Origin of the sequence: Mesorhizobium atlanticum (assembly GCF_003289965.1) — a bacterium.
GTDB lineage: Bacteria > Pseudomonadota > Alphaproteobacteria > Rhizobiales > Rhizobiaceae > Mesorhizobium > Mesorhizobium atlanticum.
The window spans coordinates 155341-179612 of the sequence record NZ_QMBQ01000010.1 but is presented as its reverse complement, the minus strand read 5'-3'; the positions used below and the strand labels follow the sequence as shown (position 1 = coordinate 179612).

The 24272-nt window shown below is 65.9% G+C and carries 21 protein-coding genes and 1 pseudogene; 16 read left to right on the top strand and 6 right to left on the bottom strand.

The features are described from left to right. Nucleotide 1 precedes the first annotated feature (1 nt). Nucleotides 2-1339 carry a VpsF family polysaccharide biosynthesis protein gene (locus DPM35_RS28240; protein WP_112130486.1) on the top strand — a complete coding sequence of 446 codons (1338 nt, stop codon included), beginning with the start codon at nucleotides 2-4 and terminating at the stop codon, nucleotides 1337-1339. Here the strand turns inward: DPM35_RS28240 and DPM35_RS28235 are convergent. The 4 genes and pseudogenes from DPM35_RS28235 to DPM35_RS28220 all read right to left on the bottom strand — a co-directional run bounded on the left by DPM35_RS28235 (nucleotide 1298) and on the right by DPM35_RS28220 (nucleotide 4641). After that, nucleotides 1298-1707, bottom strand: a pseudogene (locus tag DPM35_RS28235) (type II toxin-antitoxin system HicB family antitoxin). The gene DPM35_RS28240 and the pseudogene DPM35_RS28235 overlap by 42 nt on opposite strands. A 59-nt stretch (nucleotides 1708-1766) precedes the next feature. Continuing rightward, entirely contained in the window at nucleotides 1767-1949 is a 183-nt protein-coding gene (locus DPM35_RS28230; RefSeq protein WP_112130484.1) for a type II toxin-antitoxin system HicA family toxin, read from the bottom strand. Nucleotides 1950-2182: 233 nt separating this feature from the next. Then, nucleotides 2183-3457 carry a glycoside hydrolase family 5 protein gene (locus DPM35_RS28225; protein ID WP_112130482.1) on the bottom strand — a complete coding sequence of 425 codons (1275 nt, stop codon included), beginning with the start codon at nucleotides 3455-3457 and terminating at the stop codon, nucleotides 2183-2185. After that, nucleotides 3454-4641 carry a DUF1972 domain-containing protein gene (locus tag DPM35_RS28220; RefSeq protein WP_245431676.1) on the bottom strand — a complete coding sequence of 396 codons (1188 nt, stop codon included), beginning with the start codon at nucleotides 4639-4641 and terminating at the stop codon, nucleotides 3454-3456. The genes DPM35_RS28225 and DPM35_RS28220 overlap by 4 nt, the downstream gene beginning before the upstream one ends. 356 nt (nucleotides 4642-4997) lie before the next feature. Between DPM35_RS28220 and DPM35_RS28215 the strand changes: the two genes are divergently transcribed. The 11 genes from DPM35_RS28215 (at nucleotide 4998) to DPM35_RS28155 (ending at nucleotide 18010) form a co-directional block, all read left to right on the top strand. Then, nucleotides 4998-6182, top strand: a complete 1185-nt coding sequence (locus DPM35_RS28215) for a glycosyltransferase family 4 protein (protein WP_112130629.1) — start codon at nucleotides 4998-5000, stop codon at nucleotides 6180-6182. Next, a complete protein-coding gene (locus DPM35_RS28210; RefSeq protein WP_112130477.1) occupies nucleotides 6179-7486 on the top strand; it encodes a lipopolysaccharide biosynthesis protein in 1308 nt (435 codons plus the stop codon). The genes DPM35_RS28215 and DPM35_RS28210 overlap by 4 nt, the downstream gene beginning before the upstream one ends. A gap of 30 nt (nucleotides 7487-7516) precedes the next feature. Next, nucleotides 7517-8725: a GNAT family N-acetyltransferase gene (locus DPM35_RS28205; RefSeq protein WP_245431682.1), complete on the top strand. Its 1209-nt coding sequence runs from the start codon at nucleotides 7517-7519 to the stop codon at nucleotides 8723-8725. Between the two features lie 96 nt (nucleotides 8726-8821). Further along, nucleotides 8822-9046: a hypothetical protein gene (locus tag DPM35_RS28200; protein WP_112130473.1), complete on the top strand. Its 225-nt coding sequence runs from the start codon at nucleotides 8822-8824 to the stop codon at nucleotides 9044-9046. A 265-nt stretch (nucleotides 9047-9311) separates the two neighbouring features. Next, on the top strand, nucleotides 9312-11801 hold the full coding sequence (gene ligD / locus DPM35_RS28190) for a DNA ligase D (RefSeq protein ID WP_112130471.1): 2490 nt from the start codon (nucleotides 9312-9314) through the stop codon (nucleotides 11799-11801). Nucleotides 11802-12471: 670 nt separating this feature from the next. After that, a complete protein-coding gene (gene ku, locus DPM35_RS28180) occupies nucleotides 12472-13383 on the top strand; it encodes a non-homologous end joining protein Ku (protein ID WP_112130469.1) in 912 nt (303 codons plus the stop codon). 11 nt (nucleotides 13384-13394) lie between these two features. Next, a complete protein-coding gene (locus tag DPM35_RS28175) occupies nucleotides 13395-14489 on the top strand; it encodes a tetratricopeptide repeat protein (protein ID WP_112130467.1) in 1095 nt (364 codons plus the stop codon). A gap of 208 nt (nucleotides 14490-14697) precedes the next feature. Beyond that, the gene (locus DPM35_RS28170; protein WP_112130465.1) at nucleotides 14698-15333 is read left to right on the top strand and encodes an alpha/beta hydrolase family protein; all 636 of its coding nucleotides are present in this window, start codon (nucleotides 14698-14700) and stop codon (nucleotides 15331-15333) included. A gap of 153 nt (nucleotides 15334-15486) precedes the next feature. Next, nucleotides 15487-16260 (top strand): exodeoxyribonuclease III, encoded by a 774-nt coding sequence (locus tag DPM35_RS28165; protein WP_112130463.1) that lies wholly within the window; start codon nucleotides 15487-15489, stop codon nucleotides 16258-16260. 438 nt (nucleotides 16261-16698) lie between these two features. Beyond that, the gene (locus tag DPM35_RS33175; RefSeq protein WP_281004646.1) at nucleotides 16699-16833 is read left to right on the top strand and encodes a hypothetical protein; all 135 of its coding nucleotides are present in this window, start codon (nucleotides 16699-16701) and stop codon (nucleotides 16831-16833) included. Beyond that, complete coding sequence (locus DPM35_RS28155) at nucleotides 16823-18010, top strand: hypothetical protein (protein ID WP_112130459.1); 1188 nt, start codon at nucleotides 16823-16825, stop codon at nucleotides 18008-18010. Before DPM35_RS33175 ends, DPM35_RS28155 begins: the two co-directional genes overlap by 11 nt. A 140-nt stretch (nucleotides 18011-18150) precedes the next feature. On the opposite strand, the gene DPM35_RS28150 is transcribed toward DPM35_RS28155, so the two are convergent. Next, a complete protein-coding gene (locus DPM35_RS28150; RefSeq protein WP_112130457.1) occupies nucleotides 18151-18252 on the bottom strand; it encodes a putative RiPP precursor in 102 nt (33 codons plus the stop codon). Nucleotides 18253-18648: 396 nt separating this feature from the next. On the opposite strand from DPM35_RS28150, the gene DPM35_RS28145 reads away from it, so the two are divergent. Continuing rightward, the gene (locus tag DPM35_RS28145; protein WP_112130455.1) at nucleotides 18649-20652 is read left to right on the top strand and encodes an amidase; all 2004 of its coding nucleotides are present in this window, start codon (nucleotides 18649-18651) and stop codon (nucleotides 20650-20652) included. Nucleotides 20653-20711: 59 nt separating this feature from the next. On the opposite strand, the gene DPM35_RS28140 is transcribed toward DPM35_RS28145, so the two are convergent. Further along, the gene (locus DPM35_RS28140) at nucleotides 20712-21965 is read right to left on the bottom strand and encodes an MFS transporter (protein ID WP_112130453.1); all 1254 of its coding nucleotides are present in this window, start codon (nucleotides 21963-21965) and stop codon (nucleotides 20712-20714) included. Between the two features lie 90 nt (nucleotides 21966-22055). On the opposite strand from DPM35_RS28140, the gene DPM35_RS28135 reads away from it, so the two are divergent. From DPM35_RS28135 to DPM35_RS28125, 3 genes are all read left to right on the top strand, one after another. Next, a complete protein-coding gene (locus DPM35_RS28135) occupies nucleotides 22056-22964 on the top strand; it encodes a LysR family transcriptional regulator (RefSeq protein WP_112130451.1) in 909 nt (302 codons plus the stop codon). A gap of 238 nt (nucleotides 22965-23202) precedes the next feature. After that, on the top strand, nucleotides 23203-23754 hold the full coding sequence (locus tag DPM35_RS28130) for an isochorismatase family protein (protein WP_112130449.1): 552 nt from the start codon (nucleotides 23203-23205) through the stop codon (nucleotides 23752-23754). 56 nt (nucleotides 23755-23810) lie between these two features. Further along, a complete protein-coding gene (locus tag DPM35_RS28125) occupies nucleotides 23811-24266 on the top strand; it encodes a GFA family protein (protein WP_112130447.1) in 456 nt (151 codons plus the stop codon). Nucleotides 24267-24272: the final 6 nt, after the last annotated feature.

The window sequence follows — 24272 nt, the reverse complement described above, 5'->3', positions numbered from 1 at the left end:
CATGGCCTCGGTCCTGGCTGATTCCGCCCGGCCTGTCCCGGCTTCGGGTTACGGCATTGCGGGCCGGCGCGCTGTCCCCGTCGACACGCTGACCCGGCTTGGCATCACCGTGGCGGTGCTTCTCCTGTTTGCCGTATCCGGCGGCATGCTTTGGCTGCTCGGCTACAATTACGAGGGCCTGCAAGGCAGCGCGCTGACCAAGATCCATCCGTCCACCTATCTCGTGGTCCTGGTGTTTGCCTGGCGGTCCTGCACCTTCGGCAATCCCGTCGGCTATGTCGTCAACGTCACCAACCGGCGTCCGGCGACCGCGCTTTTGGCGGTGATCGCCACGGTGCTTCTCCTCGTCGTCATCGTCAGGCAACGCCCCGGCATGGCCGGCATGATCGACACCTTCGTCGCGCCGGCGCTGTTCGTCCTGGTGCTGAGCGAGGATGACGAAAAGACCTTTGCCCGGCTGCAACTCGTCATCCATGCCGTGATGACGGTGAACGCGCTGCTGGCGCTGTTCGAGTTCGGCACCAAGCATCTGGTATTCCCCTACAGGTTCGACGGCGCGGTGTTCGTCAACGACCCGCGCTCGACGGCGCTGCAGGGACACCCGCTGTCCAATGCCACGGTCACCTTGATCTATGTGCTGTCGCTGCTGTCCGGCGCGCGCTCCCTGTCGACGCCGCTCAGGCTGGCGCTGGTCGGCCTGCAGTTCTGCGCGCTGGTTGCCTTCGGCGGCCGCTCGGCGATGGTGCTGACGGTCCTGCTCGGCAGCGTCTATCTGCTGACCCGCGGCGTCGCCCAGCTCAGGACCGGGCGTGTCAACCTCCTGGCCGCGGCGCTCGTGACCATGCTTGCGGCGTTGCTGCCGCTGGCGATCATGCTCGCCGGCTATTACGGCTTCTTCGACGCGCTGCTCGAGCGCTTCGTCTCCGACAATGGCAGCGCCAACGCGCGCGTCCAGATGTTCGACCTGTTCAGCCGGCTGGAACTGCGCGACATCATCGTCGGCCCTGACATCGACCTTTTGGAGAGCACCCGCCGTATCAGCGGCCTCGAACAGGGCATCGAGAATCCGATCATCCGCATGACGCTCTACCAGGGCGCCTTCTTCACGCTTTTGATGTTCTTCGGCTTCGCGCTGTTCATGCACGAGGTGGCCCGCCGCTGCCATCCCGGCATCTGGCTGCCGATGCTGGGTTGGCTTCTCATCATCAACACCTCGGAAAGCCTTGCGTCCAAGACAACGCTGATGACCAAATTCGTGGTGATCGCCCTGGCGCTGTATAGGCCGGCGCGGGAACGATCAGACAGTTTCCTTAAGCCTCTCCCTGGCCGCCGCAGCTAGAAACGCAGACCTGGTGACACCCAGTCGATGGGCTGCTTCGTCGATGTCGGCCAGCAGGCCTGCATCCAATGAGATATTGGCCCGGGCCGGCCGGCCATAGTCGCGAATGAGAGGGACCGAGATCAAAACGGCGCCATCGGCCAAGGCCGATCGTACCTCTCCGTCGGCCATAAGCTCATCCATGCTTCGGGGCGGGGAGCATCACGACCCTCCGCCAGTTCTTCAGCTACCCATTCGGCAAGAGCCGCGGTTCCATCCTTGAATGCCTCATCCCGGTTTTCCGATTGGGCCACGCAGCCTGGTGCATCGGGGAACGACACACCGACGATGCCGTCCGCGGCATCCACGAGTGCGATGTAGCGAGCCATGACCTGGTCCTATGTTCTTCGTTGCCTTGCTCTTCATGGAACATGGTGAGGAGTCGGTATTATTCCCAGCCGGCCGCTTTTGCGATTGACCGGGCTACCAAGGGCGTCACCGTCTTGTGCCTGGGAACCATGATCGTCGGCATCCCGGCCTTCTTGTATTTGTCATGTTTCGAGCCGCCGACAAGCTGCCAGCCTTCCCGTTCCCGCCGAGCCTTGATCTTGGTGGTGTTGGTCTCCGGCACAAGGGATCCCTTGGGAAGCTGATGTGCAATTATTTGCACAATTTGCTCCACCTATGAACGGAAATGCGCAAATAGATGTACATTCTCGCTGTCGGTGGCGGTGCGATTGGCGGCGGGCACCGGCACGCCTTATTTGTGAGCCGCTGGCTCGATTTCGCAAGAATGCGCCGGCTTCCCACCCGCCGGCTCCCGCATCAAACCAAGGCTTTAGCGTGGTTTGGTGATTCAACAAATCAAGTTGGCGGCATCCTTAGCCCCAGCGCCTCGACCATGGCGGGGTCGAGCGCGCGGGTTGTGTCGTCCATCATGCCCATGCCGTCGAACAGGTTCCAGAACGCCCAGGGAAAGCCGGCGGCTTCGGCGCTCTGCCGCACATCGGCGATGTAGCGGGCGCGGTCGGGGTTGGGCGCGGCGGTGTAGCGGGCATCGGTGCGCAGCGCGCCGAACTCGCCCATGATGATGCGCCCGGGCGCGATGTGGTGGCCGTCCGCCCAGTCGCTCACCTGCGCGAGATAGCCGTCGATGAAGCCGCGGTCGGGCTGCGCGTCGAAATAGACTTTGAGCACCTTCTCGGTCTCGGCATAGGCGGCGCGCTTGGCTTCGTCGGACCTCTCGGTATCCTCAGCCAACCTTGCCCTGACCGAGGCCAGAGTCTGTTCCAGCGATCCGGCCGAGGCCGGCCAGGGCACATTGTTCAGCGCGCGGTAGACCGGCTCGCGCATCCACGGCGCGCCCTGATGGCTGAACAGGTAAGGCTCGTAGAAGTGGAAGGTGAACAGGATCGGGTCGAATTCCGCCAGCGGCGCCGGGTCGAGCGCGGTGAGGCCCCGCACCATCGAGCCGCAGCCGCCGGTGACGACGATCGGCAGGTCTTTCGCCGAGCCCCGCGCGGCGGTCAGCAGCGCCGCCTGAACCTTGGGCCACGCCTCGGAGGAACAGTCCTGCGGCGGCTCGTTGACCGGTTCCAGCGCGACCCTGCCGGGCGCCATGTCCTTGAGCATGCCGGCCACGTCGGCGACGAAGGCCCGGTAACGGGGGAATTCCGGCGCGTCGGTGCTGGAAACCATGCGCTCGGGATTCCAGTAATGGGTTGCGCCATTGGCCTGCACGTTGACGATGACGCCGAGATCGGCGGCTACGGCCGCTTCGACCGCCGCGCCGAGCATCGCCATGAGGTCGGCGCGCCGGCCCGCATCGGCGGCCAGGAACGGGCCCGGATCGACGGGCAGGCGGATGAAGTCGAGCCCAGCGGCGCGCAGCCGGGTAAGGTCGGCCGGCGTCGGCACGGGCCGCTGCGACTGGAAAGGCGGCCAGTCATAGTCGGTGCGCGGCGCGGGAAATTCGCGCGTCAGCGCAAACCACGGCCAGGCGTTGACGCCGCGCCTGAAAGGCCATTCGCCGGTCGCGGCTTTCGCCGGCGGGATCGATGGCGGAGCCATTGCCGCCAGCGGCCCCATTGCCGCGACCAGCGCCGCGCCGAGCAGACGGCGGCGCGACCAGCCACTCATGCATGCTTGGCGCGGTCGGCTTGCGCCGGCGCGGCCGTGGCGGCGCCGAGCTGCCGCAGCGCTTCCTTCTCATAGGCGCTGAGCACGTCTTCCCAGCGGAAGGCCTCGCGGGCGCGTGCCCGCGCCGCCTTGCTGCAGCGCGCCACCAGCGCGTCGTCGGCCAGCGCCTCGTCGATCCGTGCGCTCAAGCTGTCGGTATCGTTGAAATAGATGGCCGCCTCGCCGGCGACCCAGCGGTTGTAGCGGTTGTCATGCGCGATCACCATGTTGCCGGCGGCCAGCGCCTCGACCAGCGAGGGGTTGGTGCCGCCCACCGTGTGGCCATGCATATAGGCGCGCGCATGGTAGCGCAGCGCCTTCACGGTCGCCTGGTCGTAGATCGCGCCCGGCATGATCACCGCGCTGCCTGCCGCCTCGCGCACGGCGCGGTGATACGGGATGTCGTCGTTGAGCGTGCCCAGCGCAACCAGCTTCATGTCGCCGCGATCGCGGCGGCGGAAGGCCTCGATGATCGGCAGGATGTTGTTGTCCGGCTCGATGCGCGCGATCGAGACCAGATATTTGCCGGGCTCCAGCCCGAGCGCGTGAAGGGGTTCCTCCGGCGCCGAGGTCACCGGGTCGGCGCCATAGGCAATGGTGGCGATGGCGCTGCGCGGCCGCCTTGTCGCGAGGTGGTCGGCGATCGCCGGATGGTCTGCGACGAGACGGTGCGAGAGCCAGGCGCCGATCCATTCGTTGAGCCAGAACCAGGCGCGCGCCGCCGGCCCCCATTTCGGCCGCCGCCACTCGATGCCGTCCATATTGGTGATGATCTTGCGCCGCATGAGCCTGAGCCAGGTCAGGAACACCGCGCCGTTATAGCCGAGCACCAGGCACACGCCCGGCCGCCTGGCGGCGTCAAGCACGCATTGCCAGTCGAATTCCAGCGTCGCTCGCGGGCCCTTGGAGGCGACCTCGATGGTGATGAGCTCGATGCCGCGCCAGGTGTCGCTCGTCACCCTTTGGCCGACGCGCTCGACTTCCTTCTGGCAATAGACGCCGACCTTCCAGCCGCGCCCGGCCAGGAAAAGCGCCAGCCGCTCGGCGAAGGTCTCAAAGCCGCCATGGGAAGCCGGAATGCCGCGCGTGCCCAGGATCAGGATCGAAGGCTTTTCGATCGGGTTGGAAGGTCGTTCCGGTTTCAAAATAAAAGGATTCCCCGGGGTCCGGTCATGGTTGTCGTTATGTCAATGACCGCCAGCAACTTCCGTGCCAGGGGTACCCCCGGGACGAACACTCGCACGAAGGTGTAAAATTTCTCTTCAGAACGCGGGGCTTGCTTCATTATCGGTCAACTTTCGCGACGTATCTGTGTCGATACGGGGCACGGCTGGGTTGTTGGGGTCGCAGACGGACATTCGCGACCCGGCACGATCCTTGCTCCCGAGGCCGGCAGTGGCCACCGCTGGGTAGAGCGGCGTGCGGATTTGGCATGAAGTTCCTTCCGCGCTTGAAGGGTCCGGTGCTGAGCGGACTCGGGGTGCAAGGTGGAAAGATAGAAATGCGCATAGCCTGCGTTCATCAGGGCTACGAGCTCTATGGTTCTGACCGCAGCTTCGCGGAGAGCGTGGCTGCGCTGCGCGCCGCGTTTCCGGCCGCCGAGATCGAGGTCGTGCTGCCGCGCGAGGGGCCGATCGTCGATATCCTCGCGCCGCATGCCAGCCGCATCGTGTTCGAGCCGCTCTGGGTGCTCAGGCGCCAGGCGATGCTCAGGCTCGCCACCGTCGAGATGGCGCGGCTGCCGGCGGCGCTCTGGCGCGCCTGGCGGCGCATGCGGGGCAGCGACCTGACCTATATCAACACCTCGATCATCGCCGACTACGCGCTGGCGGCGCGGCTTATGCCGCGCAAGGCGCTGCTGCACATCCACGAGATCCCCGAGGGCATATTGCGCAAGGTGCTTGTCGCCCTGATGCGCTGGAGCCGTGCCGACCTGATCTTCAACTCGCGCGCCACGCGCGCCACTTTCGGCGATCCGTCGGCCGTCGATGCCAGGGGGCGGCGCACGCATGTCGTCTATAACGGCGTCGCCGGGCCGCTGGCCGCCCTGCCGGTGACCTATGACGGCAGCCGTCCGCTCCGGGTCCTGATGCTTGGCCGCGTCAACCGCATCAAGGGGCAGGAGGTGCTGCTCGAAGCGGTCGCCTCGTTTCCCGCGGCGCTGCGCGATCGCGTCGAGGTCCGCCTCGTCGGCGGTGCCTTCGAAAGCGTCGAGCGCGAGCGGGCCCTGGCCGAGCTGGTCGGACGCATGGGGCTGACCGGACATGTCGAGGTGCTGCCCTTCGTCTCCGACCCCACCGACCACTATCGCTGGGCCGACATCGTTGCGGTGCCGTCGCGCCGCCCGGAATCGCTCGGCCGCGTCGCCATCGAGGCGATGGGCTGGGGCAGGCCGCCGCTGGTGTCGGCGATCGGCGGGCTGGTGGAAGTGGTGGCCGACGGCGAGACCGGCTGGCATGTGCCGCCGGGCGATGCCAAGGCCCTTGCCGGCAAGCTCAGCGAGATCATCCAGCGGCCGGAGCTCTGGCGCGGCTTCGCCGCCGCCGGCCGGGCGCGCTACGAGACGCTCTTCAGCGAACATATCGCCGCCGCCGCGATCGTGGCGATCGTGGCCGACAAGCTGAAGGCCACCACGCCGCGGCGGGGACGGGCGCGTGTCGCCCGCGAGGCGGAGACGAGCCCGTGAAGTTCACCTTCCCGGCCCATCTGGTGCGGCGCCTCATGCTGATGATCGGCGGCGAGGCGATGCAGAGCGGCTTCCATTTCGCCCTCAACATCGCGCTGCTGCATCTTTTGTCGGCGGAAGGCTACGGCCTCTTCGCGCTGGCCATGGTGATGGGCGGCGTCGGCCTGTCCTATATCCGCTCGCTCACCGCCGTTCCGGCCAGCATATGGATGAGCAAGAGCACCAACCGCGCCGGGGTCGACGCGCATGACGTGACCTTCGGGTCGGCGGCGCTTGTGGTGGCGCTGCTGATGGGGCTCGGCACGGGGCTGCTGATGCGCCTGCTGGGCGACCCGAGCGGCATCGGCGCCGCCTGCTTCGTCGGCGCCTGGTCGCTGCGCAGCCACATGCGCACGGCATTTTTCGCGCGCCGCATGCAGCTCGTCGTCTCCATCAGCGATGCCGTGTTCACGATCGCGGGCATAGCGCTGGCGGGTGGGGCGATCTGGTTCTTCGCCGACGCGCTTCAGGCCACCTTCTTCGCGCTCGCCGCGGCCAATGTGGTCGGCATCGCCGTGCTGGTGAAACTGGCGCGCCGCAGGCTGCGTGTCTCTTTCCGCGCGCCGACCTGGCGGCGCTACGCAAGGCTGTGGCGGCAGCTCTCCTGGTCGGGGTTCAGCGCCACCACCACGAACATCCAGGGGCAATGCCTGGCGCTGCTGGTCGCCGGCATCGCCGGACCGGCCGCCTACGCGCCGCTGGCGGCGGTGCTGGTGCTGTTCGCGCCGCTGCGCATCGTCAGCCTTGCCTTCTCCAACATGACGCAGCCGGAGCTCGCGAAGCTGGTGCGCAACGGCGAGTTCGAGCGCGTGTGGACGCAGGCCAAAGTCTGGGCCGTCATCATGGGGGTCGCCAGCCTCGTCTATGGCGGCGGCATCCTGTTCATCCTGCCGATGATCAAATCCCAGGCCCTGCAGCATGCCTCGGTCGGGCTGATCGGGATCTTCGCCATCGCCAATTATGTGCCGATCATGGCCTATGTGATGCCCCGCGTGGTCCTCGAGATCGTCGGCGATTTCCGCATCGTCGCCTTCATCACCCTGGCCGGCGCGATTGTCGGGCTGGCGACGATCGGGATCCTGCTGGCGGCAGCGCCGCCGACATGGTCGCTGGCGGGCGCGGCGGTTTCCGAGACCTTCGTGCTGGTGGCCTCATGGTATTTCGCGGCCAACCGCATGTGGAACCTCAAGCACCCCAACGAGCAGCGCCCCACCGTTGTCGGCGCCTGGCGCCGCGCGGCGACGCTCGCCGTGCAGAGACGATAGGAGAATGATGTGGCAAGCCAGGTAATGCCGATGGCCGTGATGACGACCGGCCTGGCCGACGACGAGGCGGCGCTGCACCCCGCCGGCGCCGCCAGCGGCGCCTATGCGGCGCGGCTGCACACCAGCCTCGAAGCGGTCAAACCCCTCTGGCTGCGCCTGGAGACGACCGGCATGTGCACCGGCCACCAGCATTTCGCCTGGGCCGAGGGGATCGTCGAACGGCTCATGCCCTCGAAAGCCGAACTTGCCATCGTCGAATTGCGGGACGCCGCGTCGGGCGAACCGGTCATGCTTGTGCCGCTGATGCGGCGCCGCGCGTTTGGCCATTGGGTGATCGAGTGGCTGAGCTGCGGGGTCTGCGACTATGCGGCACCTCTGCTCGCCGACGCCACGCCCTGGACGAGGCAGTCCGCCGCGGCCGCGTGGGCGGCGGTGCTTTCCGTGCTGCCGCCGGCGGACCGCATCCACATCACCGGTATCCCGAAAGCGATCGGCGGCGTCGCCAATCCCCTGGCGCTGCTTTCGCCGGCACGCGATTCCATCCATTCCCACTACGGCATCGCCATGGACGGCGACGCCGAGACGGTCGTCAAGCGCATCTGCCGTCCGTCCTTCGTCAAGGCCCTCAACAAGGACCTGCGCCGGCTGGACCGCAATGGCGGCCTGGCGTTGGTGGAAGCCGACACGCCGGCTCTGGTGGACTCGATTTTCGGCAAGCTGGTCGAAATGCGGCTCAGCCGTTTTCGCGAACTGGGCCGGTTCGATCTCCTGGCGCAGCCGCCGGTCGTCGATTTCTATCGCAGCGCAGCGCAGCGCGGCCTGGCGGACGGTTCGGTACGCCTCTTCGGCCTGCGCGCCGGCGACGTCATGGTCGCGGTCCAGTACCTGGCGGTCCATCAGGGCACACTGCATGCGCTGCTGGTCGCGATCGACCAGAGCGCGGTGCCCAACGTTTCGCCCGGCCTGTGCATCATGGGCGAGCTGATCCGCTGGGGCCGCGGGCAGGGCTTCGACTATTTCGATCTGTCGGTCGGCAACCAGAGCTACAAGGAGCATATGGGCGCGGTGAAGTCGGTTCTGTCCGAACTCTGCTACGGCATCACGCTGAAGGGCGTGGCGGCGAGCGGCGCCATCAAGTATCGCGGCCGGGGCGTCGCCTTCGTGCGCGACAACCCGCGCCTGTTCAAGCTCGCGCAGGAATTCATGCAGCGCTGGCGGCGGCTGCGGGCTGGGCGGTGAGTGGCGGCCTGTGCCCGGCAAATTGACTCATATTCCGCTCTCCGCCATGCTTATGGCCAGCCGCATCCTTCGGCGGCAGCGTGTTCGAGTGAGGCCATGGCCAGTCCCGTCGCCAGAGAAAAGTCCCGCCGCGCCGCGGTGAAATCGGCGCTCGAGCGCCACAAGGTCTATGTCACCGCGCAGCGCTTTTCCGGCGGCTCCTACAGCGCCCGCGTCCTTGTCGACGGCGAGGCCTACTGGGTCGACGAGTTCCGGCTGAGCCAGCTGCGGCAAGGGCTGACCCCGGCCGAGCTGGAGCTGACGCCGGCGATTGACGATTGATCCCGGTCCCTTGTTTCGCCGCGATATAGGAAAATCCGAAATGCTGGCGGGACAGCACCCCCCTCTGTCCTGCCGGACATCTCCCCCGCAAGGGGGGAGATTGGCAGTTTGGGCGCCGGCGCTCTGCTTACAACGTCGGCGATTGGCGAAACCGGCGGCGACATCTGATCTCCCCCCTTGCGGGGGAGATGTCCGGCAGGACAGAGGGGGGTGTGCCGGAACGCGGCGCTGGCAAGGTAAGCTTGCCGTCACCTCCGCCTGATCCATGCCCGCCAACCTCAAATCCTACCGCGCCAAGCGCGAATTCTCCCGCACTCCCGAGCCTGCAGGCAGCACCGCCAGCGAGGGCTCCAACCGCTTCGTCGTCCACAAGCACCAGGCCACCGCCGACCATTACGACCTGCGCCTCGAAATCGGCGGCGTGCTGAAGAGCTGGGCGGTGCCGCGCGGGCCGTCGCTCAACCCGGCCGACAAGCGGCTTGCCGTCGAGACCGAGGACCACCCGATCGAATATATCGACTTCGAGGGTGTCATCCCCGAAGGGGAATATGGCGGCGGGCCGATGATCGTCTGGGACACCGGCACCTGGGCGCCGATGGAGGACGTCGAAAAGAGCCTCAGGACCGGCGCCTTCAAGTTCCGGCTGGCGGGCGAGAAGCTGAATGGCGGCTGGATGCTGACAAGGCTGAAGCCCAAGCCCGGCGAGGACGAGAACAAGAAGAACTGGCTGTTGTTCAAGGAGCGCGACCTCGCTTCGGACACCAAGCTCGACATTCTCGAAGCCCGGCCGGAAAGTGTGAAGTCCGGCCGTCGCATCGAGGAACTGGCGGCGCCGCCAAGGAAGCGGGAACGCCTGCCGCCCAAGCCGGGCTCGCTAAAACCGGGCGCGCTGCCCGGCGCGGTAAAAGGCGATCCGCCGAGCCGCATCGAGCCGCAGCTTGCCACCCAGGTGCCGAAGCCTCCGGGCGGCGAGGGACCGGCGGAGAAGACGGGCGAGCTGTGGCTGCACGAGATCAAATTCGACGGCTATCGCACCATGGCGCATGTGGTGGATGGCGAGGTGCGGCTGATCACCCGTGGCGGCATCGACTGGACGAAGCGCTATGGCGATCTCCCGCAGGCGTTCTCGCGCCTGCCGGTCGCCCAAGCGATCATCGACGGCGAGATCATGGTGCTCGACGACAAGGGCATCTCGCGCTTCGCGCTGCTGCAGGACGCGCTGGCCGAAGGCGCCGGCTCGAAATTGCATTTCTACGCCTTCGACCTTTTGCATCTGGACGGCTGGGACCTGCGCAAGGCGCCGCTCATCAAGCGTAAGGCGCTGCTTGCCGAGCTGCTCGCCGGCCAGGCCGCCAATGCCGCCATCCAGTACAGCGACCATGTCGAGGGCGACGGGCAGGGTCTTTACGATCAAGCCTCGGAGCTGGGGCTCGAAGGCGTCGTCTCCAAGCGCGCCGACGCCATCTACATGAGCGGCCGCACCAAGAGCTGGACCAAGGTGAAGGCGCAAAAGACGGACGATTTCGTCATCGCCGGCTACACCGTCTCCGACCGGGCGGAAGGGTTGGCCGCGCTTGGCATGGCCGAGTTCGAGAACGGCGAGCTGCATTATCGCGGCAAGGTCGGCACCGGCTTTGACCGCGACATGGCGACCGAGCTGCTTGCCAGGCTGGAGCGGCTGACGGCCGGCGCCAGCCCGCCTGAAGGCGTGCCGCGCGAGATCATGCGCGAGATGCATTGGGTGAAGCCGCTGCTGTCGGCGCGCGTGCGCTATTCAAACCGCACCGCCGACAATGCGATCCGCCACGGCGTCTTTCGGGGGTTGCGCGATGTCGGCGGGCTCACCACGCCGGCGCCGGTCAAACGCAAGCGGCTGATCGCTGAATCCGACCTCGCCACTATCTGGGTGACCAATCCGGAACGCCGACTGTTCGGCAAGACCGGGCCGACCAAGCTCGACATCGCCGTCTATTACGCTCTGGTCGGCGATTTCATGCTGCCGCATATCATCGGGCGTCCCGTGTCGCTGGTGCGCTGTCCGACGGGAAAACCGCAGGACTGCTTCTTCCAGCGCCACGCTTTCACCGGCATGCCGCCTTCGGTGGCGGTGTTCGAGAGCGTCAATTCGGAAGGCGAGACGAAAACCTATCTCTCGGTCGAGGACGCCAAGGGCTATCTGGCGCTGGCGCAATTCGGCGTCGTCGAGTTCCACACCTGGGGCACGCACCGCACAAAACTCGACAGGCCGGACCAGATCGTCTTCGACCTCGACCCGGGCGAGGGGATCTCGTGGCGCGAGGTGGTGGAGGCTGCGGTCCACATCAAGGGCGGGCTGGAAAGCCTCGGCCTGGTGCCCTTCGTCAAGACCTCCGGCGGCAAGGGCATCCACATCACCGTGCCGGTAACCAGAAAGCAGAACTGGAAGAAACTGCACCAGGCCTCGAGCGCCATTTCCACTTTGCTCGCGGCAAGCGCGCCCGACACCTTCACCACGACCATGGGCAAGGAAAACCGCAAGAAGCGCATCTTCATCGATTTCCACCGCAACGCCCGCGGCCACACCTCGGCCGCGCCCTATTCGCTGCGCGCCCGCACCAACCTGCCGGCCTCGACGCCGGTGAGCTGGACGGACCTGGAGACGATCGACGCGCCTGAGGACCTGAACTACGCCTCGCTGCCGGGGCTGCTCGAAACCTCGGGCGATCCCTGGGCGGAGATCGATGAGGCTGCAAGGGATCTGCCGGTGGTCGGGTAGCTTCAGGTTTCCGGGAAGAGTCTTGGAAACAGGATGTCTAGTGCGTCCACAGGGAAGCGCAGGGACACGGGCCCCTTCGGCGTTTGAGACGTGAGAGGATGGAGGCTGTTGCCCAAAGTCGCGGATGCCGCCGAAAGCTCCGCCACGGCGTCCGAAATCGTCTCGGGCACGTCCACCAAACGGGCCGGCTCTATCCGTTGTACGCTTTCTTCCATCGACTCGATTCCTAATTCTGGCCGATCTGGAAATCCTATAACCGTATAATCATAAGAGGTTTTTTAAACTGAATATGGAAATTGGCCGATCTTTTGGCCGATCTCGCAACAAGCGCAATGCCACGAAAAATGTGAACGGCTAGGCTCGGCGACTTCGCCGTAGCCTACCTCCATCGACGCTTCCTACAATTTGAATTATCCTCCGCGCCAACCCACCCTCAAGAACACTTCGCTAGGAATTCGGCTGTAAGGTGAGGGGTCGGTGTAGGATTTCCAGAGCGCCAATCGTCCTACGGGCGAAGCGCTGCAATGAGCATGGTCCCAAAAAGTGGGAACCGGTTTTTGGATAGGACCATGCTCCAACATAAAGAGCACGGTCCCAAAAAACCGGGAACCGGTTTGGACAAGACCATGCTCCAACATAATGTCAGTGCATGGCCGCGTAGGAGTTCGTCATGGCGCCCAGGGCAAGTTGGAAAGGTTACCTCAAGCTCAGCCTCGTCAGCTGTCCGGTCCGGCTTTACCCGGCCACCAGCGCGAGCGAGCGCATCTCGTTCAATCAGCTGCACAAGAAGACGCACAACCGCATCAACATGAAGCCGGTCGATCCCGAGCTTGGCCTGGTCGAGCGCTCGGACCTGGTGCGCGGTTATGAATACGAGGACAAGCAGTACATCATCATCGATGACGCCGATCTCGACGCGGTGAGGATCGAATCCAACCACACGATGAACATCGAGGCCTTCGTCGACGAGGGCGAGGTCGATGTCATCTACCAGGACTCGCCCTATTATCTCGCGCCCGACGGCGCCATGGCGGAAGAAACCTTCGCGGTGCTGCGCGAGGCCATGCGCAAATCCGGCAAGCTGGCGATTGCCCGCCTGGTGCTCTCCAGCCGCGAGCGCGTGGTGACGATCGGCGCGCGCGAGAACGGCATGTTCGTCTGCACCTTGAGGAATCCCAACGAAGTGCGCGGCACGGCTGAATATTTCGGCAACATCCCGGCAGGCAAGCCGGATCCGGAAATGCTCGAGCTGGCCATGGCGCTGATCAAGCAGAAGGAAACCCACTTCGATCCGAAGAACTACGAGGATCGCTACGAAGTGGCGCTGATGGCGATGATCCGCGAGAAGCTGAAGGGCCACAAGCCGATCATCGCGGCCGCACCCGAGCGCGGCAATGTCATCAACCTGATGGATGCGCTGAAGGCGAGCCTGTCGCAGTCTGCAAAGCCTCCGGCCAAGTCGAAAAGCAAGGCCGAGGAAGCGCCGGCGAAGCCCGCCAGGAAGGCGGCTGCCGGCGGTGCGGCGCCTGAGAACCCGCTGAAGGCGAACCTGTTGAAGGCCGTCGGCAAGAGCAAGAAGTGACGGGAGGGCCGGTGATCGTTCCCGGCGCCGTCTTCGGCGTCGTCGGCGCGCTGGCCGCCTTTCCTTTGCGGCTTGCCGCGCGCGAGGTCGAGCGCCGCCATGCGGAGCTGAGGCGCGGCGTCACCCGCCGCACCAGCCATGTCGTGTTCGGCCGCGCGCTTCTCGCCAAGGCGAAATCCGGCGATGCCGAGATCGAGCGCCGCGCCAAGGCCGAGCGCGAAGCCGGCCGCCAACTCATCAGCGAGAACGGTTTCCTGCGCCTGCTCGGGCTGATGAAGGCGCCCGACGCCTCGTCGCTCTCCAGGCAATCGCTCATCGACCAGTCGCGGCTTGCCGGCGACGATCTCGACATGCTGTCGCTGTTCGACGCCTTCGAGCATGACGGCGAGCCCTATTCCTTCCGCGACCTGATCCTTGCGCGCAAATATGCCGGGCTGATAGCCAGCGGCGCCAGCTGGGGGGCGATCGCGCGCTCGGTGCACCGCTCCGGCCCGGTCGCCTCGCTCACGGCAAAATCGCTCAATCTCGGCTCGCAGCATGGCCGCCCGGACGCGATCTATCTCGACGATGGGACGAGCGAGCTCGACGGCCAGTTGCTGTTCGACCTCGGCTCGCCGGAAGACGACACGCTGGAAGAACTCTTCGCCGAAGCGGAGATGGCGGAAGTGGAGGAGCGCCACAACGATGCGGCCGTCCTCTACCAGCGCTGCCTGGCGATCGACCCGAAGGATGCGATTGCCGCCTTCAACCGCGCCAACTGCCTGCGCGGCGCCGGCCGGATCGCCGAAGCGGCGCATGACTATGCCCGCGCCATAAAACTCGATCCTGGCTTCGTCGAAGCCTGGTTCAACCTCGCCGGGCTGATGAGTGACGAGGGCAAGGTGGCGTCGGCAAGGCGCCATCTGCAAAAGGCGATCGCGCTCGACAAGGCCTATGCCGACCCGGTGTTCAATCTCGCCCGGCTGGAATTCGATGCGGGCAATCTGATGGAGGCCCGCCGGTTATGGATGCGTTATCTGGAGCTGGACGCGGAGTCCGAATGGGCACGGACTGCGCAAAAGGGGATACAGTTCGTGGATTTGCACATGGCGCGCACGGCAGGGTGAACGCCTAACCTTCTCCCCTTGTGGAGAAGGTGGATCGGCGCACAGCGCCGAGACGGATGAGGGGTGTTGGAAGGAATGACGCGCTGGTGACCTTGTCGCAGGTAAGGATATCGATGGGCGTGGCCGCCAAGCTGGAGCACCCCTCATCCGTCCGAGCTTCGCTCGGCCACCTTCTCCCACAAGGGGAGAAGGGAAGGCTGGCGCATCCATGACCCACTTCCTCTTCGACGGCTTCGACACCGCTCCCGTCACCATCCTGCTCGCCCATGGAGCCGGCGCGTCGATGGACTCGCCCTCGATGACCGCCACCGCCAAGGCGCTGGGTACGGCCGGCTTCCAGGTCGCGCGTTTCGAGTTCCACTATATGGCGGCGCGCCGCTACGGCCACCGCAAGCCGCCGCCGCGCGCCGAGACGGTCAACCCCGAATACATCAAGGCGATCGCCGACCTGCGCGCCAGGGGCGTGACCGGCAAGCTGATCATCGGCGGCAAGTCGATGGGCGGCCGCGTCGCCTCGATGGTCGCCGACGAGATGTTCGAAAAAGGCGAGATCGTCGGTCTCGTCTGCCTCGGCTACCCGTTCCATCCGCCGGGCAGGCCGGAGCAACTGCGGACAAAGCATCTCCTCGACTTGAAAACCCCAACGCTGATCTTCCAGGGCACGCGCGACGAGTTCGGCACCAAGGACGAGGTCGCGACCTACGGCCTGTCCCCGGCGATAGAGGTGGTCTGGCTGGAGGACGGCGACCACGATTTGAAGCCGCGCAAGGCGATCTCGGGCTTTTCGACCGGCGATCATTTGAAGACGGTGGCGGAGACGATCAAAATCCGAATGGCGGGCTGACTGCGCCGCCAAGTCTGCCGAGATTCAGGTCAGGCCGAGCCGAAAATGGTGGTTTTCGAGAACCGGAGCGGAGCGTACTTAAAGTACGTGAGCACCGGAAGCGCAGGAAGCCGCCATTTGCAGGCCGGCATCACCTGAATATCGGCAGACTTGATGAAACTCGCCACCTTCAACATCAATAACATCAACAGCCGGCTGGAAAACCTCCTGGTCTGGCTCGCCAAGGCAAAGCCCGATGTCGTCTGCCTGCAGGAGCTGAAATCCCGCGATACCCAGTTCCCGCTGACGAGGCTTGCCCACGCCGGCTATGGCGCGGTGTGGAAGGGTGAGCCGACCTGGAACGGCGTGGCGATCCTCGCGCGCGGCGCCGAGCCGGTGCTGACGCGCGAGGCGCTGCCCGGCGACGATGCCGACCGCCAGGCGCGCTACATCGAGGCGGCGGTCGACGGCGTCGTCATCGCCTGCCTCTATGCGCCGAACGGCAATCCGCAGCCCGGGCCGAAATTCGACTACAAGCTCGCCTGGCACGAACGCTTCGCCGCGCATGCCGGCGATCTCCTCGACACCGGCCTGCCGGTGGCGCTCGCCGGCGACTTCAACATCGTGCCCGAGCCGCGCGACATCTACCAGACCCGCTCCTATGACGACAACGCGCTGGTGCAGCCTGAAAGCCGCGCCGCCTTCGCCGCGCTGATCGATCAGGGCTGGACGGATGCGCTACGCAAGGTCTTTCCCAGGGAAGAGAAGCTCTACACCTTCTGGGATTACCGCCGGAACCGCTGGCCGCGCGACGCCGGATTGCGGCTCGACCACATCTTGCTGTCGAAGAAGCTGGCGCGAAAGCTGAAAGCGGCGGGCGTCGACCGCGAGGTGCGGGGTGGGGAAAACGCCAGCGACCATGCCCCGGTCTGGGTGGAGTTGGGGTGAGAAAACAAAAATCCCGCCGTGGCGGGGACCGTTGAGACCTGGCTTTGGCTATCCCGATCAGACGGGCTGCGAACCGGCCACAATCGCCGAAAGCTTGCCCTTGCGGACGAAAACCGGCTTCTCGTAAATCTTCTTCATGCGATTGCTCTCCTCGAAAATCCTGTCCGATAATCTCATGTGACCAGTTCCTGTCAAGTAAGCGGCGAGGGCCGTTTTGTTTCCTGGGGACAGCGTTCTGCTGAAGTAACCGTCGCCCAATGGTGTGATGGTCGCGGCGGCTGGAGCCGGATGCGGAATATATCGCCGGGAGCCGGCAGGGATCTATCGAGGCACATTTATGGCCTCTCTGTGATGTCCGGCACTTCGCCACGGCGGAGGGCTCGGCTAGGATATTGGCCGCTTGCCGCCATCGGACGGCGAGGGGCGCGGGGGAGACCGATGCAAAGATCGACGGAAAGGCTGCTTGCGCTGGCGATGCTCGTCGTCGGCATTGTCTGTTTCGCCAAGCCCCGGGACAGCGGCGCCGGCAACCAGCTGGGCGGCTGTGATGGCCGCGGGCGCTATGGCCGATAAAGCCCTTGCCCTGGTCGTCACAGCGCTCGTGCTTGCGGGCGCCATTGCGCTCATAGCGCTGGCCCTGCGCCGGCGCCGCAAGCGCCGAAAGCTGCGCCGCAGCGCCGACCCCAGCCACGATTATCACGTCCGCACCGACTGGTCCGCCAGTGGCCAGGCGCTGAACTACTCGTCCTTCGTCTTCATGGATGTCGACGGCGACGGTCGGTTCGGCGAGGCGGACCGGCCGATGGGCGGCATCGTTGTACGGGTTTTCGACGACAGGGGCACGTTCATCACTTCGACCCGTAGCAACAGTTCCGGCTTCGCCAACTTCCTCATGTCGACCAGGAAGCGCTGGGCAAGCCTCCGCGCTGCTGGTCACTACCGGTTTGCGGTGTCGGTTCCCAGGGGCTGGCGCGTGAGCACGGGCAATGAAAGCCAGACGTTGCGGCTCGTCGAATTGCCGGGGTCGCCCGCCGGCCTGGTGGGAGAGGATCTGCCTGGACTTGTCGGGCTGGTCCCGGGGCGCAGCCTGAGCGGCAGGGTCCCGGCATCGGCGCAGGCGACGTTGAAGGTGATGGGCAAGGGTGAACTGCTCCAGACCCTGCCGCTCGCGGCAGGCAGCTTTCATTTCCACCTCCCGGACGAGGCCGACACACTGGAGATTTCCGGCGCGGATATCGGGCGGCGTCTGGCGCTTTCTCCCTATCCTACCGACCTCGGCGAACTGAGGCCGGGCGCAATCGACGACGAGGCCGTGCTGTCGCGGATCGGCTTTGACGACGTCACATCGCTCGACTTCAAGAAAGTGCCTTCCGGCCATGCCGGGCTGGAGTGGCGCAACATCAACGCCATCGCGAGAAACTACGTCAAGGAGAGCGAGGGCTATCTCAACGGCAGCATCCGCGGCGACCACGCAGCCTATACCAGCAGCGGTCACCCGGCCGAGTTCGGCGGCGCGACGCCCTTCGGCTTTCATTCGGTCATGTTGACCGCCGCCTGGCTGAGATCGGAAGGCGAGTTGGCGCTGATTGAAAGCTGGCTGGGCGACGAACTCGTCGCCAGTGATGAGGTGATGCTATCGGCGCTGGCGCCCGTCCACTACGCGCCCATGCTGAAGGCTGTTACGCGCGTGCGCGTTTCAACAAGGCACTACTGGCAGCTCGTGCTGGACGATCTTGTGCTGGCGCGCTGAGCGGCGTGGCCACCTTTTGGCCAGTGCGGCGGAGTGCCATCGGCATCTTGTCCCGGCATTGCGGCCGGAAGCGCCCGCACGCCGTTTTGGAATTGCATCACGCCAAGGAATGATTGCTCCTGCTTGGCGGGAGCCTCGCATTATTGCGGCGGGTTGGACAACACCACCGGGGCATTCGCGGCGGTGATCGCCCCAAGCCTGCCTCTAAGAACCAAAGTGGGTTTCTCGTAGACTTTCTTCATGCCAAGCTCTCCTGCAAAATCCCCGCCGGATGATCTCACAACATCCTGTGCTGTCAACCAATGCGCCCTCCAACCGGTTCAGCTATTCTTGGGAATGTGGCTTTCCGCGCACAGTCGTGGGCTGGCCAGTCAGAAAGGTTCTCTATGGAGGCACATTCTTCGCCTCGGTGATGTCCCCCGCACTTAGTTTTGGCAAAGCCCGGCCGTCTCTCTCGCAGGGGGGCAGCAACATGCGCCGCCTTACACCCAGCCCGAAAATTTGCGAAGCGATCGCGACATCGATCTCCCCACTTGCGGGGGAGATACCCGGCAGGGCAGAGGGGGGTGTGGCGGGACGTAGCCTTGGCGATTGCCCGTTATTTAACGCTTTGGTCACCGACAGGAAGGCGCCAGCCGATGAACATAGTCGAAGCCTCGATCGCCGACCTCCGCCGCGCGCTCGAAGACGGCACCGTCACCAGCGTCGAGCTCGTCGCCGCCTATCTCAGGCGCATCGCCCATTACGACCGGCACGGCATCACGCTCAACGCGGTTCCCGTCCTCAACCCGAACATGTTCGAGGAGGCGGAAGCGTCCGACCGGCGCCGCCGCGCGGGCAAGGCGCTCGGGCCGCTCGACGGCATCCCCTACACCGCCAAGGACAGCTACAAGGTGAAGGGCCTGACGGTCGCGGCCGGCTCGCCCGCCTTCGAGCATCTCGTCGCAACGGAAGACGCCTTCACCATCGCCAGGCTGCGCGCCGCCGGCGCGGTGCTGATCGGCCTCACCAACATGCCGCCGATGGCCAATGGCGGCATGCAGCGCGGCGTCTATGGCCGAGCCGAAAGTCCGTACAACAAGGATTTCCTCACCGCCGCCTTCGCTTCCGGTTCGTCCAACGGCTCGGGCACCGCGACCGCAGCCAGCTTCGCGGCTTTCGGCCTGGGTGAAGAAACCTGGTCGTCCGGCCGCGCGCCGGCCTCCAACAATGCGCTCACCGCCTACACGCCCTCACGCGGCGTGATCTCGGTGCGCGGCAACTGGCCCCTGGTACCGACCATGGATGTGGTGGTGCCGCACACGCGCGGCATCGCCGACATGTTGGAACTGCTCGACGTGATCGTCGCCGACGACGCCGAGACGCGCGGCGATTTCTGGCGCGTGCAGCTCTGGATCGATATCCCGAAAGCCTGGGCGCTGAGGCCGGCGAGCTACGCCGCCCTTCCGCTGCAAGGCGCGCTCAAGGGCAAGCGGCTCGGCGTGCCGAGGATGTATATCGGCAAGGACGAGGGCGCCGACCGGCCGATCGAAACGCGCGCCTCGGTGCTGGAGCTGTGGCGGCAAGCTGCGCGCGACCTGGAAAGGCTCGGCGCCGAAGTTGTCGAGGTCGATTTCCCGGTCCTGTCCAACTACGAGCGCGACCGTCCCGGCACCCGCTCCATGGTCGATCGCGGGCTGGTGCCTGAGGAATTCGCCGCGCGCGAGATCTGGGATCTGTCCATCTGGTCGTGGGACGATTTCCTGCGCGCCAATGCCGATCCGGCCATCCCCAACCTTGCTTCGGTCGACGGCGCAAAGATCTTCCCGCAGCCGCCGGGCGCGTTGCGCGACCGTTATGGCGACGCCGATTTCGATCTGGCGCAGTATGTCGAGCGGGCGAAGCGGGGCGTGGCGCGGCTGGAACATATCCCAGTCATAGAGGAAGGCCTGAAAGGCCTCGAGGCAACGCGCCGCGTCGACTTCGAGGACTGGCTCGATGCCAATCGCCTCGATGCAGTGGTACTGCCGGCGATCGCCGATGTCGGGCCTGCCGATGCCGACGTCAACGAGGCTTCCGCCCGGCTCGCCTGGCGCAACGGCACATGGGTCGCCAACGGCAATCTCGTTTGGCGGCATCTGGGCATCCCGACGGTGACGGTCCCGATGGGCACCATGGCCGATATCGGCATGCCGGTGGGCCTGACCTTCGCCGGCAAGGCCTATGACGACACGGCGCTGCTGATGATCGCCGGCGACTATGAGCGCGCCACGCGCCGCCGCACCGTCCCGCCGCGCACGCCGGCGCTGGCGGACGATGTATTCGAAGGCAGGGCGGTCAGCACGACTGGCGACGCTCCGCTCGGCCTCAGGCTGACCGCCGAGACGAGCCGGGCCGGGGAGATGGACGAAATAGCGATTGCGCTGGAGATCGAGGCGGGCGGCGGTGAGGTGGCGACGGTGAAAGTCCACGTCAACGGCGAGCCGGTTTCCATGGAAGACGGCCCCAGCCGCCTTGTTGGTCGCGTGATCCTCCCGGCCGCGACTCATCAAGGCTTTCACAGTGTCTGGCGCGGTTCCTATGGCTCGATCGTCACGGCCATTGTGAGGTTGCCGGATGGGATGGTCGGCGGTGCCTATGTTGTGACGGGCGGGATTGGCTGAGGCGCCGAAGCTGCCGATCTCCCCCACAAGGGGGGAGATTGAGCGCTCCGGCGCCGGCGCTACCTCCACAAAGCATACTCCACCCAGTCCACCATCAGCGCTGCCACCCCGAACAGCGCTCCAACCGCGCATACCGCGTTCCAGCCGCCCCAGGCCCAGGCGAGGCCGGCCAGCAGCGAGCCGATCGCGCCGCCGATGAAGAAGATGCCCACGAACAGCCCGTTGATGCGGCCGCGCGCCTTCGGCTGCAGCAGGTTGACAGCGCGGCGGCCCAGCGTCTGATCGCCGGTGACGCCGATGTCGAGCAGCACGGCGCTGACGCCCATGAGGATGAGCGGCACCCACGCGTCGCCGGTCCTGGCCGCGCCAGCCCACGCGGCGAGGCCGGGCGCCGCGATCAGCGCCAGATGGCAGAGGATCGTGGCGGAGCGTGTAAAACCGCGGTCGCCGGCGCGGCCGAAGATCGGCGTCACCGCCGCGCCCCCGGCGCCGACCAGCGCGAACAGCGCGATGCCTTTCTGGCCGAGGTCGAAGGGCGGAGCGGCGAGGCGCAACGCCACCGCCGTCCAGAACACGCTGAACGCCGCCATCACCAGGCTCGCCGTGAAGGCGCGGCGCCGCAGCACCGGCTCCTGACGCAGAAGAGCGACCAGCGAGGCGATGAGCCCGGCATAGCTCGTATGCGCCAGCGGCTGCCGTCTCGGCAAGGTGAGGCCGAGCAGGATGGCAAGCAACGCAAGCGCCGCGGCGCTGATGCCGTAGAAGGCGCGCCAGCCAAAGGCGTCGGCGACGAGGCTGGCAATCGGACGCGAGAGCAGGATCCCGAACATCAGGCCGCTCATCACGTCGCCGATGACGCGCCCGTCCTGTCGTGGCGGCGCCATCGAGGCGGCCACCGGCACCAGCACCTGGATGCAGGAACAGGCGGCGCCGAGGATGAACAGCACAACCAGCAGCGAGGCGGCGGACGGCGCGAGCGAGGCGACCGCCGCCGCGAGCACGGCCGCGCACAGCATGCGCAGCACCAGCACGCGGTTCTCGACCAGATCCGACAGCGGCACCAGGAAGAACAGGCCAGCCGCATAGCCTAGCAGCGTGGCCATCGAGACCAGGCCGCCCTCCGATGCCGCGGCGCCGAGCGACGGGCCGATCAGCCCGACCAGTGTCTGCGGCGCGAACAGATTGGTGACGATGATGCCGACCGAGGTGGCGAACAACAGGATCTGGGACCTGGTGATGGCGCTGCCGCCGGTATGTCGCGGCCGTTCGGCCAACTCGGCCGTGGCGACCCGCGCATTGTCTGTTCCGTTCATGGGTTGGCCTCACAGTTTCGCGAGGACTTTATTGGCATCAATCATAATGCTACAATTGAAATGATATGATAATGATTATGCGAGTTACGCATGAATATCCACGACCTTGAGGCCTTCGTCGCCGTCGTCGAAACCGGCTCCATCGTCGGTGCTTCGGCAAGGCTCAACCTCACCCAGCCCGGCGTGACGCGTCGGGTTCAGAATCTCGAGGAGCGGCTGGCGACGCCCTTGCTGGACCGCCAGTCGAAGCCGCTCAAGCCCACCGCGTCCGGCCGCGAGGCCTATGAGCATGGCCGCCGCGTTCTGCGCTCGCTGGAGGACCTGAAAGCGGGCGTCTCGCCGGCGGGCGAAGTGAGGGGCGAGTTTCGCCTCGGCATCATGCCCTATCTCTCGACCAGCGCGCTGTCCGAGCCGCTCGACAGTCTTCGAGGGGCCTTTCCGCAACTGACGCTGAAGATCACCTCAAGCCTCTCGCCGCGCCTGGTGGAGCAGGTGCTGCACAGCGAGATCGACGCGGTGGCCGTCTGCCTGGCCGAGGGCGTCGCACCGCCGCCCGAACTCGTCGGCGACGATCTCGGCGTGCAGGCCGTGCTGCTGGTGGCCTCGCCAAGTCTCGGCGTGCCGAAGCCCGCCGAGCTCGATGATCTTGCGCGCTACCCCTGGGTGCTCAACGAAACCGGCTGCGGCTTCCGCGCCTTCATCCGCCACCGCTTCGAGGCGGCGCGGCTGCCCTTCCATGTCGGCGTCGAGGCGCAGGGCGCCGATCTCAGGATGTCGCTGGTGGCCCGCGGTCACGGCATCGGCGTCGTCACGCCCGGCGCGCTGTCGGGCAGTCAATGGCGCGACGCAGTCGAGGTGGTCGACTGCCCCGGCTTCAAGCCGCAGGTGCGCTGCTGGCTGCTGCACCGCCCGCCGGCCGGCAGGCTGGCGCGCCCGATCGCCGTCTTCCGCGACGCGCTGGCGGAAGCGCTGAAGGGGCCGATGCCGTTGATGTCTTGAGGGCTCCTCCTTCTCCCCTTGTGGGAGAAGGTGGCCGCGAAGCGGCCGGATGAGGGGTGTTGGAAGGATCGCCAAGTCTGAGATTTAAGCGCTGGAAGCACTTGTTCTTCCAAGCCCCATTCCTTCGCGCACCCCTCATCCGTCTCGGCGCTATCGCGCCGATCCACCTTCTCCCACAAGGGGAGAAGGGGAAGTCGCGCTGCCTTGACCCACTCCCCGCCGACGCTATCTTCGCGCCATGCCGAACACCGCTCCCTCCGCCGCTGCGCCGCTCATCGTCATCGACCTGCAGACCGGCATGTTCGACGGTCGTTTCGACCCGCCGATCCATGACGCCGATGCCATCGCCGAGCGCTCGCGCGCGCTGATCGACTGGGCGCGGCGTTCCGGTCGCAAGGTGGCGTTCATCCGCCATGACGGGCCGGAAGGCGATCCGCTCGCGCCGGGTGCGTCCGGCTGGCCGGTCTGGCCGCTGCTCGGCCAGGCGGCCGACGAGCCGACCTTCGGCAAGAGCGTCGGCAACGCCTTCTCGAATCCCGAACTCGCAGAATGGGTTGCGGGGCAGGGCGCGAAGGACGTCGTGCTCATCGGCGCCCAGACGGATTTCTGCGTCGCCGCAACGGTCAAGGGCGCCCTGGCCGAGGGCTTGGGCGTCACTGTGGTATCGGATGCGCATTCGACGCTGGATTCGCTCGAGGAGAAAGCGCCCGACATCATCGCCCGCCACAACGAAGCCTTCGCCGGGCAAGGCGCGCGGATGACGACGACGGCGGAGTTGACTGAAGGCTGAGCGCCTTCTCCTTCTCCCACAGAGAGAAGGGAACACCCCAACCCAAGGAGTCCATCTTGCCCACCCTCGCTCTTCCCGCCGAAGGAGGCTGCCGCTGCGGCCGCGTGCGCCTGAAAATCTCGGCAAAACCGCTGCTCACCATGGCCTGCCACTGCACCGGCTGCCAGCTTATGTCATCCAGCGCCTATTCGCTGAGCGCGGCGATCCCCTCGGAAGGTTTCGAGGTGACGAAGGGCGAGCCGGTGATCGGCGGCCTGCATGGCGCCTCGAAGCACTATTTCTGCGCCTACTGCATGACCTGGATGTTCACCCGACCCGAAGGGATCGACTGGTTCGTCAATCTGCGCCCGACCATGCTCGACCACCATGCCTGGTTCACGCCCTTCATCGAGACCTGGACGGCCGAGAAACTGCCCTGGGCGGCGACATCGGCGGTGCACAGCTACGAAACGCTGCCTGCCTTCGCGGACTATGAGGGGCTGGTCGCCGAATACGCCGGAGCGCAAGCCTGATCGAAA

Excerpts from the sequence above, each read along its gene's own strand:
- DPM35_RS33175 (WP_281004646.1), top strand. The coding sequence starts at position 16,699 with ATGCAAAGATCGACGGAAAGGCTGCTTGCGCTGGCGATGCTCGTCGTC.
- DPM35_RS28145 (WP_112130455.1), top strand. The coding sequence starts at position 18,649 with ATGAACATAGTCGAAGCCTCGATCGCCGACCTCCGCCGCGCGCTCGAA.
- DPM35_RS28170 (WP_112130465.1), top strand. The coding sequence starts at position 14,698 with ATGACCCACTTCCTCTTCGACGGCTTCGACACCGCTCCCGTCACCATC.
- DPM35_RS28165 (WP_112130463.1), top strand. The coding sequence starts at position 15,487 with ATGAAACTCGCCACCTTCAACATCAATAACATCAACAGCCGGCTGGAA.
- DPM35_RS28225 (WP_112130482.1), bottom strand. The coding sequence starts at position 3,457 with ATGAGTGGCTGGTCGCGCCGCCGTCTGCTCGGCGCGGCGCTGGTCGCG.
- DPM35_RS28130 (WP_112130449.1), top strand. The coding sequence starts at position 23,203 with ATGCCGAACACCGCTCCCTCCGCCGCTGCGCCGCTCATCGTCATCGAC.
- DPM35_RS28200 (WP_112130473.1), top strand. The coding sequence starts at position 8,822 with ATGGCCAGTCCCGTCGCCAGAGAAAAGTCCCGCCGCGCCGCGGTGAAA.
- ku (WP_112130469.1), top strand. The coding sequence starts at position 12,472 with ATGGCGCCCAGGGCAAGTTGGAAAGGTTACCTCAAGCTCAGCCTCGTC.
- DPM35_RS28155 (WP_112130459.1), top strand. The coding sequence starts at position 16,823 with ATGGCCGATAAAGCCCTTGCCCTGGTCGTCACAGCGCTCGTGCTTGCG.
- DPM35_RS28215 (WP_112130629.1), top strand. The coding sequence starts at position 4,998 with ATGCGCATAGCCTGCGTTCATCAGGGCTACGAGCTCTATGGTTCTGAC.
- DPM35_RS28240 (WP_112130486.1), top strand. The coding sequence starts at position 2 with ATGGCCTCGGTCCTGGCTGATTCCGCCCGGCCTGTCCCGGCTTCGGGT.
- DPM35_RS28140 (WP_112130453.1), bottom strand. The coding sequence starts at position 21,965 with ATGAACGGAACAGACAATGCGCGGGTCGCCACGGCCGAGTTGGCCGAA.
- DPM35_RS28135 (WP_112130451.1), top strand. The coding sequence starts at position 22,056 with ATGAATATCCACGACCTTGAGGCCTTCGTCGCCGTCGTCGAAACCGGC.
- DPM35_RS28150 (WP_112130457.1), bottom strand. The coding sequence starts at position 18,252 with ATGAAGAAAGTCTACGAGAAACCCACTTTGGTTCTTAGAGGCAGGCTT.
- DPM35_RS28205 (WP_245431682.1), top strand. The coding sequence starts at position 7,517 with ATGGCCGTGATGACGACCGGCCTGGCCGACGACGAGGCGGCGCTGCAC.
- ligD (WP_112130471.1), top strand. The coding sequence starts at position 9,312 with ATGCCCGCCAACCTCAAATCCTACCGCGCCAAGCGCGAATTCTCCCGC.